Genomic DNA, 13,393 nt, shown 5'->3' on the forward strand with positions numbered 1-13,393 from the left:
CCGCTTTCGTTCATAGACATGATCTCTTACCTTCATGACTATTCGGGACAAACAGGGGTTAGAACAAGCCTATATGTTTGCTACTTAGCAGCTTCATCCTTATCGGCATCACCGGCTAAGGCAACAGGTATATTCTCGCCATACTCATTAAGCGGGCTAAGCGTCAGCGCAACCTGGGTTTTACCTTTATTCTTGGTCTGCGTCTGCTCTGTGACATAACCTTCTCCATTGACGGAGATCCCCACCTTCAGCAGGTTCAGAATCTCCAGCGCATCGCGCAGTGACTGCCCGCGCAGATCCGGAAGCGTCACATTCTCTCCCTGCTCACTTAACAGATAGATGCGCTGCCCGGCGGTCAGTGCGGTGCCCTTCTCAGGGTACTGGCTGACTACATCCGCCCCTTGGCCCACAGCTTCGAAATCAAAGCCCTGATTAATGAGCAGCTGTCTTGCCGCTTTCACCGTCTTGCCGGTCAGATCCGGCGCTTTGCGCTGGACCACAGCCTCGGCTTTCACCGTCTTCTTGTCAGCAGGGCCTGTGACATCGCCTGCTTTGGGCACGCCCATATAAGGAAGCGCCTGGGAGACGATATCCTTGAAGACCGGACCCGCAGCAGCGCCGCCACCGGCCGCATCAGCAGGCTCGTCAATGATGACGAAGACTGCGATCTTCGGGTCATTAGCCGGTGCATAGCCAAGGAAGGAGGAGCGAACCTTGTCGCGGTCATACCCGCCCTTACCGTCTGGCTTAATCGCCGTACCTGTCTTGCCGGCCACGCGATATCCCTCAATGTAAGCATGCCGGCCGGTTCCGTGCTGCTGATCTGCCACTACCTGCTCCAGATAGCTGCTCGTCTCTCTTGCACTTGCTTCGGAGAGTACCTGCCGTACAACCTCAGGCTGAGTAACTGTGGTCTTGCCGGTGTTCGGATCGGTAACCTCCTTCACTACATGCGGCACCAGCAGCTTGCCGCCGTTCGCAATGGCTGCGACGGCTGTGAGTTGCTGAATCGGGGTCACCAGCAGCTTCCCGTGTCCATAGGCAAGCGTCGCATTCTCTACCGCCCTGCTTGGATCAGGGTTGACAATTCCCGTAACCTCTCCCGGGAGGTCAATGCCTGTCTTTTCCGTGAACCCGAAATCTGTGATATACTGCAGCAGCTTCTCCTTGCCCAGCATCTCATAGCCAAGCTTTACGAACGCAACGTTACTCGACCGCTTAACCCCTTCAAGGAAACTAATCGTTCCGTAACCGGCTCTGTTCATATCATAGATTGGCTTGCTGTATCCCTTGATCCGGACAGAACCGGACTGGAAGGTGGCATTCGGATTGAACAGCTTCTCCTGCACGGCACCCGCCAGCGGTACAATCTTGAACGTAGAACCCGGCTCGAATCTCGTCATAATAGCATGGTTATAGAAGCCGGCTGCATCCTGATTAAGATCATAGTATTCATTCGGGTTAAAAGTAGGCATATTCGCCAGACCCAGAATCTCCATCGTCTTCGGGTCGGCCGCAATGACACTGATTGACTTCGGCTTATACTCCGCATACGCCTTTTTCATAGCCTCTTCAATATAGAACTGAATCGTGCTGTCAATCGTCAGCTTGTAGTTGCTTCCATTCACCACAGGCTGGAATGTATCCTTCGAATCGGGCAGCTTGATGCCCTTGCCGTCACTCTGGTAGTTCAACTCGCCGTCCGTACCGGAGAGCTGTTTGTCCAGATACTTTTCCAGTCCCATGGCCGCTTTGCCATCCCTGTCGGTGTAACCCAGAATATGCGCAGCGAGCGAACCCTTCGGATAATAGCGCTTCTGCTCTCTGACGAGTCCGACACCGGTTTCCAGCGTATCATGCTCCTTCTTGAGCTTCTCAACGAAAGCCGTCACTTTATCCTTCATTTCCTCATCGATTTTCCAGCCTTCATTACGAATCTCACGGTTCTTCAGATATTTCCCGTCTTTATCCTTCGCCTCCACCAGCTTCTTCAGCTCATCCGCCGGTTTGTTCAGCAGCTCATGCAGGCCTTGAATCACCTCTTCGCCGATTTTTTTCTCGGCAATGACCTCAGGGTTAACCACCACCGTGTAGGCAGGCACATCACTGGCCAGAACATTGCCGTTACGGTCTTCGATCACCCCGCGGACGGCCTTGATGGTTGAAGTATGGGCCCACTGCTTAGCCGCGGTCTCCTGCCACTCCTTGCCTTGCAGAACCTGAATCCAGAATACTCTGGCAACTAAAACAAGAAAAAAGAGGGTAATACACCCTCCTATAAACAGCGTGCGAAGTTTGATTCTCTTAACCATAAGGTACCTCACAACCTCTATTATTGCGATTGCCGTTCATCGCTATTTTTTACCGGCTTTGTCAGTAGCCTGGCTGCTAAGCGGAACATAGATAGTAGATTCCTCAGAAGGGACCACAAAGCCCAATTCCTTCGCCCGCGGGACAATCATCTGCTCCAGCGTCTGCTTCTCCATTTTGAACGTGGCAATTTGCTTTTTGCTCTTCGCGATCTCGCTGTCCAGCTTCTGGGCCTGCATATTCAAATCGTAAATATGGACGTAACGCCAGATCAGGGAGGCTGCTACCAGAATAAAGGCTCCCAGTGTCAGCATGTACAAAAGCTTCTCCTGCAGCGGCAGCACTCTGCGCCTGGTGACAACTTTCGTTTTCTCACGGTACAGCGGGTTTGCCTCTTGTTTTCTCTTAGGTTGAACTGCTAAATTTCCGCGGGTATAAGCCATCTCTGATTCTCCTTTATCGTCATCTACAATTTCTCTGCGATACGCAGCTTGGCTGAACGGGCACGCGAGTTAAGCTCCAGCTCTTCTTCCCCCGGCACAATAGGCTTGCGGTTGATCAGCTTCAGGGTGCCTTCAGCACCGCACACGCAGTACGGAAGGTCAGGCGGACAAGTGCAACGGCTTAAGTAGCTGCTGAAAATCTGCTTGCAGATCCGGTCCTCCAGCGAGTGAAAGGTAATAACGGATACCCTTCCCTCAGGCGCCAGACAGCGCACAGCCGCATGCAGCCCTTCCTCAAAAGCACCCAGCTCATCATTGACGGCAATCCGCAGCCCCTGAAAACTCCGCTTAGCCGGATGTCCGCCGGTCCTTCTTGCCGCCGCAGGAATGCCTTCCTTGATTAGCTCGGCCAGCTCTCCGGTGGTCTCTACCGGGCGTTCTTCCCTGCGCTCTACAATCTTCCGGGCAATCCGCCGTGAGAATTTCTCTTCTCCATACTGGAAAAGCACCCTGGCAATGTCCTGCTCGCTCCAGGTATTGATGATATCTGCCGCACTCAGCTGTGCCGACTGGTCCATCCGCATATCCAGCGGGGCGTCATGGTTGTAGCTGAAGCCTCGTTCCCCTTCATCAAACTGCGGAGAGGATACCCCCAGATCAAAGAGAATCCCGTCTACCTGAGGAACTCCGTCCTTCTGCGGAACAAACGGCAGTTCCTTCAACACCTGCTCCAGATCGCGGAAGTTGGTCTTGACGGTTACCACCTTGTCGCCGTATTCGGACAATCTCTCTTTCGCGTTGTTCAGCGCCCAGTCATCCTGATCCAGACAGATCAGCCGTCCAGTGCCGCTAAGCTTGGATGCGATAAGGGCGCTGTGCCCGGCTCCCCCGAGCGTACAATCTACATATAGGCCATCCTTCTTGATGTGCAGCCCTTCTGTCGCTTCTTCTTTTAGTACCGTGATGTGGTGAAACAAGCTGCATCCCTCCAAGGCAGTAATTCGAAATGTTATGTTTTATAGATCAAAATTGAAATCCACCAATTTCTCGGCGATTTCGTTGAACGATTCCTCTGACTGTTCGAAGTACTGCTCCCATAGCTCCTTGTTCCAGATCTCCACCCGGTTCGAAACGCCCAGAATAACACAGTCCTTGTCCAGCTTGGCATATTGCCGCAGATTCCCCGGCAGATTCACCCTGCCTTGCTTGTCCCATACACACTCAGTTGCTCCCGAGAAAAAAAAGCGGCTGAAGGCACGGGCATCCGATTTCATCAGTGAAAGGCTTTTAAGCTTTTGCTCCATGATTCCCCATTCTTCCATGGGATAAACAAACAGGCAGGAGTCCAGGCCGCGGGTCGCCACGAAGGAGGTTCCGAGCATATCACGGAACTTGGCCGGGATAATGATCCGGCCTTTATCGTCAATGCTGTGCTGGTATTCCCCCATGAACATGCTCATTCCCCACCTCTGAATCCCGATTCCCCACTTTGCCCCACTTTTCACCACCTAAGCATAATAGATTCGCCATTAAAAATCAAAAACCTTTTTCCGGAGCAAGGTAATTTTTTCTTATTTGTCAAGAGGCTATTCTTGCATCCCCTGCGGACACGCAAAAGCCCGGGCCAATGTGATTGGCTCCGGGCTCGTGCAGATCCATATCCTTAGTCGTTCAGATTCCAGCTGTCCAGATACTCCACTTGCGCCTGTGTCAGGCTGTCGATGGATATCCCCAGACTTTCCAGCTTGTAACGCGCTACCTGCTCATCCAGCACATAAGGTACATTCTCCACTTTGACGCCAATGCTCTTATAATTGTCATTCACATATTTAAGGGACAGGGCCTGGAGTGCGAAGGTGGTATCCATAATCTCTGCCGGATGACCATCGGCTGCGCCCAGGTTCACCAAACGTCCTTCAGCCAGGAGATACAGCTTGCGTCCGTCCTTCAGCTGATATTCTTCGATGTTCTTGCGCACCGTCCGCTGGGACACTGAGCGCTCAGCCAGCTCCGGCTTGTTGACCTCCACATCGAAATGCCCGGCATTGCAGAGAATCGCGCCATCCTTCATCACATCATAATGCTCACCGCGAATGACGTACCGGTTCCCGGTAACAGTCACGAAAAAGTCTCCTTGCTTCGCCGCTTCCAGCATCGGCATGACATGGAATCCGTCCATATGTGCCTCTACCGCCTTGATCGCATCCACTTCCGTAACAATTACGTTCGCTCCGAGTCCCTTGGCCCGCATCGCTACACCTTTACCGCACCAGCCGTAGCCCACCACAACCACGGTTTTGCCGGCGACAATCAGGTTGGTGGTCCGGACAATGCCGTCCCATGCCGACTGTCCTGTGCCGTAACGGTTATCGAACAAATATTTGCAATAAGCGTCATTTACCGCCACCATCGGGAATTTCAGCATGCCCTGCTTCTGGAGCGCCTTCAGGCGGATAATACCTGTGGTTGTCTCCTCAGCTCCCCCGCGGATATTCTCCATCAGATCGGGGCGCTCGGAGTGCAGCAGGGTGGCGAAATCGCCGCCGTCGTCGATAATCAGATCCGGCTTGCTCTCCAGTGCCCGGATATTCAGTGCCTTGAACTCTTCCGGGGAAGGATTGTACTTGGCAAATACGGTAATGCCATCCTCAACGAGTGCAGCACACACATCGTCCTGCGTAGATAACGGGTTGGAGCCTGTAATTGTTACCTCAGCGCCGCCTGCCTGCACTACCTTGGCCAGATAAGCGGTCTTGGCTTCCAGGTGAAGGGTGATCGATACCTTGAGCCCCTTGAACGGCTGCTCGGCTTCGAACTGCTCACGGATACGGTTCAGTACCGGCATATGCTGGCGAACCCAGTCGATTTTGAGATGCCCCTCGGGTGCAAGCGACATATCGGCAACAATACTGTTTTGCTTGGATAATGAACTCATGGTAGGACCCCCTAGAATAATTTGCTTACATATAAATAATACGGTGTGTTCCGCTGTAGTCAGCAGGCACAGCCATCAATTCCTCCAGCCATTCCAGCCCGTAGCGGTTCAGATAATACATCATATTGTAGACCCGCTCCTGCAGCTTACCCAGCGGCATTAGCGACAGCTCAATCCGTTCCCACTGGCGAAGTGCAGCCTCATTCTGCTTCTCCATTGCATCCAGAGCTTTGCCCTGCAGGAAGGAGATCTGGTCAATAATCTTATCCTTATTATTGCTGCCCAGCTTCAGCAGTCCTGCCTGAATACTGCCAAGCTGTTCGATCAGCGGCTCATACATCCCGGAGAATACTGTCTTAATCTCTTCGAATTTGTCTTCGAGCTTCAGCTCATCCTGAGCGCTTAGCCACGCCTTACGTTTATCATCCAGACCCGCCTGCACATTTGTGAAGGACAAGCCGTATTTATCCATATGCTTGCGAAGCGTTCCCTCAATGACTGTAAAAGACATGCGCGGAATAATCAGCGGCATCTGTCCGTCCAGCACCCTGAAGGCTTGATGCGGAATCGCCCAGTAAGCCATTTCCCCTTGTCCTAGCACCGTAGCAAGTACAGGAAGTACATAGTCCTGCATCAGCGGGCGGGTTAGCACATTGTTGCTGAACCGTTCGGGATGGCTCTTCAGTAGCTCCAGCAGCTCAGAACGGGAGAAGGAGACAGTAGCTTTCCGGTCTGCGAACCGTCCCTCCGCCTTATGGAGCAGAAGCCTTGCACCCTCATGAATATAGAAAAGATTCGCATTGCCGGGCGTCACATCGGCCTGAAGCTCATATCCGCTGGCCGTAATCCGTTCAGCTGCTGCAAGATAAGCTGCCTCCAGCTCATCATTCCGCTCAATCATGGAAGCGAACATGGGCGCTTCCAGCCTGCGCAGGGCAGGATCGGCAGAATCCAGCAGAATCAGTCCGAATTTGCCGAACAAAGATCCCATCAGCTTGGCGAACGCCTCCGTCATATTCCCGGCGCCCGTAGATGCAGCCGTAACCAGCTCCATCAGCTGCGGTTTGAATTCACTGTCCTGTAATAAGCCGTCCAGCTGCGCAACTGCCTGAAGCCAGCTCTCGGCATCCACCTTAATCTCGCTGACCGAGGACCGGGGCCCTTCGCCTTTATCCAGCTTGATCCGGGTAATTTCGCCGCTCCGGTTCAGCACATAGGTATGATTGACCTCATCCCAGTCATGGTCCTCACCCGCAATCCAGAACAGCGGAACGACAGGCCGGCCAAGCTGGGCCGCTGCCTCCCTGGCTGCCTGAATGGTAGTAATGGCCTTATAGACCACGAATAGAGGGCCTGTGAACAAGCCGCTCTGCTGTCCGCCTGTCACTACCAGGGTCTCAGGCTGTTCCAGCAATTCAAGCGAACGGACAACGGCCTCATTGGAATTATGCTTGCTATTGTAGCTGCGCAGGTATGAGACAACCTCTGCGCGGTCTGCCCGCAGGCTTCCAGTACGATCAAGCCACGCTGCACGGTCTGCACGGCTCTCCGGGCTGCGGAAGTCCCCGCCATACAAATGTCCTACTGTTTCGTATTGATGTATATAGTCACTGGCGAGCGCAGATCCGCCCGGCAGTGGTTCCGGTACAACATTCATCGATAATGGCCTCCTTGTTCTGCAATAACCTGCTGCTATATGTAATTCATAAACCGGTAAACCCTTTATGATTGTATCCAATGTTGGGTGTGGCGTCAAAGTAATATACGCCATCCTTAGGAAGGATATCCGTAAATCGAAAGAATAGGCGAGAGCTGAATGCTCCCGCCTACGCTTCCGCCTGCGATTTTAAGTTTAGGCAAATTGTTTGGCTACGAAATGTCCCTTGGACACCTCAACCAGTTCATAATCACTGTCATTTGTTTTCTCGCCGGCCGCATAAATCGGGCTGCCCAGCTCATCATGCAGATGAATGCGTTTTTTGTTCGCTTCAATCTCTGGGTCCGGAACCGGAATCGCCGAGAGCAGGGATTTGGTATACGGATGGATCGGATTAGCGTACAACTCTTCGCTTTCCGCCAGTTCTACCATTTTGCCCAGGTACATAACGGCCACACGGTCACTGATATGCTTAACCATGGACAAGTCATGCGCGATGAAGAGATAAGTAAGTCCAAGACGGTCCTGCAGCTCCTTGAGGAGGTTAACGACCTGCGCCTGGATGGATACATCGAGTGCCGAGATCGGCTCATCGCAGACGATGAACTTAGGGTTCACGGCAAGCGAGCGGGCAATCCCGATACGCTGACGTTGACCACCGGAGAATTCATGCGGATAACGGGTAGCGTGATCATGGTTAAGGCCAACCATATCCAGCAGCTCTTCAATCCGCTTCTTGCGTTCCTGGCGGCTTCCGGCCAGACCATGAATGTCCAGCGCTTCACCGATAATGTCAGACACCGTGAACCGCGGGTTAAGCGAGGCATACGGGTCCTGGAAGATCATTTGCATATCACGGCGCATCGTCTTCATCTTGCTGCCGGACAGTTTGTAGATATCCGTACCATTGTATTTCACGCTGCCTGCAGTCGGCTCATACAAGCGGAGAACTGTACGGCCTGCAGTAGTCTTGCCGCAGCCGGACTCCCCTACCATTCCCAGGGTTTCACCTTCGCGGATGGAGAAGCTAATATTATCAACTGCCTTAAGAACTCTTCCTTTGCCCACATTGAAATATTTCTTAAGGCCTTCTACTTCAATCAGATTCTTGCTCAGATTCTTACTCAAACGAACTGCACCTCCTTGGCCATCGAATGCAGATTCCAGCAGTGCGCCATAAGCGTATCACTGAACTCTGTGATGCCGGGATCAATCCATTCCTTCACAAGAAGCACTGCTTCCCTGCAGCGCGCTGTGAACGGATAACCGACCGGCGGCTTAATCAGATCCGGGGAAGCTAAAGTGATCGGAATCACCTGCCCGCCCTTCTTCGGGTAAGCTGCGGCACCAGCCGCACAATACCCTTGGTGTACTACGATAACCCGGTCACATCTCACGGCAATTACGCCAGGAATGTGTAATCAGGATGATGGAGGTCCCAAGCGAATGTTCCACATCGCCGGAGATTTCTTGGGGATATTGGTTAAAGCGAGCCTCCGCATTCATAATGCTCACTACCCTCAGCATTTCAATAGCTTGATTATTCGCTTCGGCCGCTGATATATTCTGATGTTAGATCAAAACTTCGGTTATCTGTTTGCCCACTTGGATCATTGGGTTCAAAGAAGTCATCGGGTCTTGAAATATCATGCCAATATCTTTGCCGCATGGGTTCCATCATTATTTATTTCCTATTTTTTCAGCTTAGGGTCAAGCGCATCACGCAGGCCGTCACCAAAAATATTAAAGGAAAGCATCGTTAAACTGATAAGAATCGCCGGGAACAGGAACCGCCACGGATAATACATCCAACCGGTCAATGAGTCATTGATCATCGATCCGAGTGAAGCGACCGGAGCCTGTACACCAAGACCGAGGAAGCTCAGGAACGCTTCGGCAAAGATGGCATTTGGTACGGACAGCGTAATCGTTACAATAATGGGTCCTACAGCATTCGGCAAAAGATGCTTGAACAACAGCCGCTTGGACCCTGCACCCATCGAACGTGAAGCCAATACGAATTCACGGTTCTTAAGCTGCATAATCTCGCCGCGCACAATCCAGGACATCGTAATCCAGCCCGTTATCGTTAGCGCCAGGATAATGGTACCCAGACTTGGTTCAAGTACAACCAGCAACAGGATTACTACCAGCAGATATGGAATGGAGTACAGAATTTCAGAAATCTTATTCATGATATTGTCTACACGGCCACCGAAGTAACCCATGATTCCGCCGTAGATAACCCCGATGAAAAGGTCAATGGCAGCAGCGGCAAGGCCGACAATCAGCGAGATTCGTGCACCGTACCAGGTACGGACAAAGATATCGCGTCCCAGATCATCTGTACCAAACCAGTGAGCGGATGATGGGGGCTTATTCGTGTTGAGCAAATCATTAGAGTAGTAATTGAACTTTGAGAAGAACGGCGCAAAAATTGCAGCCAGTACGATCAGTCCAAGAACCCCCAGCGCGGTCATTGCCATTTTATTCTGGCGCAGACGCTCCCAGGAATCCCGCCAGGCGGACAGACTTTCGCGCTGAATGACTTCAGCCTGCCGTTCATCAATTCCGACCTTACGGAAATCTTCCGGTTTCAGGTTCGCATCCTGCGATACCAAATTTTTGTCAAAAGCCACTCGTTAGCCCTCCTTTCCGCCAGATAGTTTGATACGCGGATCTATAAACACATAAGCAATGTCAGTAATAAACCGTGCTACCATAAGAAGTACACCATAGAAGATCGTAATCCCCATAATAACGGTATAATCGCGGACACCTATCGCTTCGACAAATTGCTTGCCGATCCCCCCGACACCGAAAATCTGCTCAATTACGACAGAACCGGTTACGATGTTAGCTGTCATAGGTCCCATATAGGTTACCACCGGCAGAATTCCGTTACGCAGCACGTGACGGCTCAAGATAGCTGCCCAGCTTAGGCCTTTGGCCTTAGCCGTCTTGATGTAATCTGCATGCAGGACCTCCAGCATACTGGAGCGCGTCAGCCTCGCTATGAAGGCTATAGGCTGCGCTGATAACGCGGTTACCGGCAAGACATAATACATCGGCCCTTTGAACCCGGAGACCGGGAACATGTGGAACTTGTAAGCAAACACATATTGCAGCAGCGAGGCGACTACAAAGCTCGGAACCGCAATCCCCAGCACCGCCAGCACCATTGCTGCACTGTCAATAAACTTGCGGTGATAGAGTGCCGCCATCATGCCGAGGAAGACTCCGACAATAACCGACACGAGAATTGCGATAAGCCCCAGCTTCAGAGACGCCGAGAATGTCTGGCCGATCAAGTGTGTTACATCCTGATTCAGACGCTTCATGGATACACCCAGATCACCTTGGGCAATTTCACCCAAATACTTGAAATACTGATGATAGAGCGGCTTGTCCAATCCATATTGCTCGTATAAACGCGCTTTTATTTCTGGTGGAACCTTCTTTTCAGAAGTAAACGGGTCCCCCGGAATAGCTTTCATCAGAAAAAAGGTCGCTGAAATCAGCACAAATAGCGAGACAACCATATAGAAAAACTTATTGGCAATATAACGAACCATCCCCATCAACACCTCCTTTAACTTTTTTGAGACACATAATTAGATTTTATGAAAAAAATGGCCATTTGTCTAATTTCTTATTTTGTAAGTTCGTGAAATGTTTAACAAAAAGCCTGAAATGCAAAAAAAAGGGATATATATGGAATTCCACATATATATCCCGAAGTGTAAAGTTCCCTTCAGACTATCACTATTCAGTTATATAAGCTGAAGGTTCTGTCATTCTTAGTGCTCGAGCAGGTAAGCGCGAGTGAAGTCAATTGCACCGCTGAAGTCAAGAGTTACACCTTTGAGGTACTCTTTAGTCAGGGAGTTGTTAGTGTAGTAGTAGAATGGAATCAGGATCATGTCATCCTGAATGATCATTTTCTCAGCCTGTGCAAACAATTCTTGGCGCTTTGCCAGGTCAGAGCTTGTTTTGGCTTCGTTAATCAGCTTGTCATATTCAGGGTTAGCGTAACCAGTATCATTGTTACCGCCGCCTGTTACCCACATATCCAGGAAGGTCATTGGATCATTGTAATCCGCAGTCCAGCCGGCACGTGCGATCTGGTAGTTCAGGTTCTGGCGGTTGTCGATGAATACTGCCCACTCCTGGTTCACAGTGTTTACAGTGATACCCAGAGCCTGTTTCCACATATCAGCTACAGCCAAAGCGATTTTCTTGTGGCCTTCACTTGTGTTGTAAGACAATTCAATTGGTGGCAGCTCAGTCAGACCTTCTTCAGCCAGACCTTCTTTCAGCAATGCTTTGGCTCCTTCAATATCTTCTTTGAAGTAGTCGTCTTTAACTGCAGTACGGTATTCACCGTCAGCGCCCGCGATACCTGGAGGTACATACCCGAAGGCTGGAAGCTGTCCGCCCTGTGCTACGTTGTCAATCAGCGATTGACGGTTAATAGACATTGCAAGAGCTTTACGGATTTTTACATTGTCAAACGGTTTTTCAGTGATGTTGAATTCATAGTAGTAGGTACTTGCGATACCTTTTCTCTGGAATTCTTTAGGGAACTCTTTCTGTACGATTGGTACTTGTTCTTGCGGGATTTCACCGTGAGGTGCACCAGCGCGGTCAAGCTCGCCGTTCTTGTAGCTCAAGAGTTCAGTTGCTCCACTGTTAACCAGGGAGAAGTCGATTTTCGCCAGCTTGATGTTGGCAGCATCCCAGTATTTATCGTTCTTGCTAACTTGCAGGGATTGGCCGGTAGTCCACTCAGTCAGTGTGAACGCGCCGTTAGTGATCATAGTGTCTTTGCTTGTAGCCCATTTAGCATTACCCTCAACGGATTTGTGTACAGGGTAATAAGTATAGAAGGACAGAAGTCCAAGGAAGTAAGGAGTTGGTGCTTTCAGCGTAACTTCAAGAGTTTTCGCATCTACAGCTTTTACGCCCACTTGACTGAAATCTGTAATTTTCTTTCCATAATATTCTTCAGCATTCTTCAGGTAGTACAATTGATAAGCGTAAGGTGCAGTAGGATCTGTGTTAGGATCGAGCACGATTTTCCATGCGCGAACGAAGTCAGCAGCTTCTACAGGGTCACCGTTGCTCCACTGTGCATCACGCAGGTGGAACGTATATACCAGTCCGTCAGCGGAAATATCCCACTTTTCAGCAATACCCGGCTCAGCTTGGCCAGTTTCATCATTCATACGGGTCAGGCCTTCATACATAGTTTTCAGGACGGTGTTGGCTTGGCTGTCCTGAGCTTGTGCAGGGTTAAACGTAGGTGGTTCTGCAGTCAGGTTGACTCTAAGTGTCTGGTCAGCAGCCAGCTTCTCGTCACCTGTTGTTCCTGTGTTCGTGCTGCCCTCTGGTGCAGTCGTCGCCGCTGCATTGGTGCCGCTGTTCGCATTGTTCTTGTTTCCGCCGCAGCCAGCAAGCACTGTGCCGATCACCAGAACTATTGCGATCATGAGCAATAGACTTTTACTCTTCTTCATCTAGCAGTTCCCCCTAAATAGAATGTGGTATATGGTTTATGATTATACAACCAGTGGTCAAAAAAATCTAGAGCAATATTTTCTGAAAACGACTTTTTTTTAATTCTTTAAAATTTTGTGACGTTGACGCTTCACCGGAGCAGTGGAACGTTACATCGCTTGTGATATGTATTGAATGAGGCCTACAACCATAAATAATACGTAACCTACGCCCAGGAAAAAGAATGAAAGCCGCCATACAGCACGAAGTAACCGTTTTCCGTCCACCCCTCCTTTGAGACGGTTTTGCGCACCGCCAATCAGTCCGGCGGATATTAATACAATAAGTAGTATAAGAAAGAATCCAAAGGTTGAGTCGAAAATAATATTAAACAGTCCCGAAACTGACAGCAATAAAAACAAAGTAGTTACGTCCATCGCCAGCATCATTGTTTTCCTCTTATCATGCCTCAGCCCGATTCCTGCGAAATACACAATCAAAAAAGGAACAATCGGAATAACGCTTAACACGCCGAACGAATTCCGGAGA

General features: G+C 50.6%; 12 protein-coding genes. All 12 read right to left on the reverse strand.

Annotation, left to right across the window (positions count from 1 at the left end):
* Positions 1–80: 80 nt before the first annotated feature.
* Entirely contained in the window at positions 81–2,312 is a 2,232-nt protein-coding gene (locus NSS83_RS10920; protein WP_341184460.1) for a penicillin-binding transpeptidase domain-containing protein, read from the reverse strand.
* Positions 2,313–2,354: 42 nt separating this feature from the next.
* The gene (locus tag NSS83_RS10925) at positions 2,355–2,753 is read right to left on the reverse strand and encodes a hypothetical protein (RefSeq protein WP_341184459.1); all 399 of its coding nucleotides are present in this window, start codon (positions 2,751–2,753) and stop codon (positions 2,355–2,357) included.
* Positions 2,754–2,776: 23 nt separating this feature from the next.
* Positions 2,777–3,730, reverse strand: coding sequence for a 16S rRNA (cytosine(1402)-N(4))-methyltransferase RsmH (gene rsmH / locus NSS83_RS10930; RefSeq protein WP_341184458.1), 954 nt, complete (start codon positions 3,728–3,730; stop codon positions 2,777–2,779).
* Positions 3,731–3,769: 39 nt separating this feature from the next.
* Positions 3,770–4,207 carry a division/cell wall cluster transcriptional repressor MraZ gene (mraZ, locus tag NSS83_RS10935; RefSeq protein ID WP_036690220.1) on the reverse strand — a complete coding sequence of 146 codons (438 nt, stop codon included), beginning with the start codon at positions 4,205–4,207 and terminating at the stop codon, positions 3,770–3,772.
* A gap of 209 nt (positions 4,208–4,416) precedes the next feature.
* A complete protein-coding gene (locus NSS83_RS10940; RefSeq protein WP_341184457.1) occupies positions 4,417–5,688 on the reverse strand; it encodes an adenosylhomocysteinase in 1,272 nt (423 codons plus the stop codon).
* A gap of 25 nt (positions 5,689–5,713) precedes the next feature.
* Positions 5,714–7,345, reverse strand: coding sequence for a bacillithiol biosynthesis cysteine-adding enzyme BshC (gene bshC / locus NSS83_RS10945; RefSeq protein WP_341184456.1), 1,632 nt, complete (start codon positions 7,343–7,345; stop codon positions 5,714–5,716).
* Between the two features lie 195 nt (positions 7,346–7,540).
* Positions 7,541–8,461: an ATP-binding cassette domain-containing protein gene (locus NSS83_RS10950; protein WP_341151112.1), complete on the reverse strand. Its 921-nt coding sequence runs from the start codon at positions 8,459–8,461 to the stop codon at positions 7,541–7,543.
* Between the two features lie 8 nt (positions 8,462–8,469).
* Positions 8,470–8,742: a hypothetical protein gene (locus NSS83_RS10955; protein ID WP_341184455.1), complete on the reverse strand. Its 273-nt coding sequence runs from the start codon at positions 8,740–8,742 to the stop codon at positions 8,470–8,472.
* A 294-nt stretch (positions 8,743–9,036) separates the two neighbouring features.
* Positions 9,037–9,984 (reverse strand): ABC transporter permease, encoded by a 948-nt coding sequence (locus NSS83_RS10960; RefSeq protein ID WP_341184454.1) that lies wholly within the window; start codon positions 9,982–9,984, stop codon positions 9,037–9,039.
* A 3-nt stretch (positions 9,985–9,987) separates the two neighbouring features.
* Entirely contained in the window at positions 9,988–10,920 is a 933-nt protein-coding gene (locus tag NSS83_RS10965) for an ABC transporter permease (protein WP_076076346.1), read from the reverse strand.
* A 225-nt stretch (positions 10,921–11,145) separates the two neighbouring features.
* Positions 11,146–12,864: a peptide ABC transporter substrate-binding protein gene (locus NSS83_RS10970; RefSeq protein ID WP_341184453.1), complete on the reverse strand. Its 1,719-nt coding sequence runs from the start codon at positions 12,862–12,864 to the stop codon at positions 11,146–11,148.
* A gap of 150 nt (positions 12,865–13,014) precedes the next feature.
* Positions 13,015–13,374, reverse strand: a complete 360-nt coding sequence (locus tag NSS83_RS10975) for a DUF3397 domain-containing protein (RefSeq protein ID WP_305954367.1) — start codon at positions 13,372–13,374, stop codon at positions 13,015–13,017.
* Between the last annotated feature and the right edge of the window lie 19 nt (positions 13,375–13,393).

It is taken from the genome of Paenibacillus sp. FSL H3-0469 (genome assembly GCF_038051945.1).
Classification (GTDB): Bacteria; Bacillota; Bacilli; order Paenibacillales; family Paenibacillaceae; genus Paenibacillus_AQ.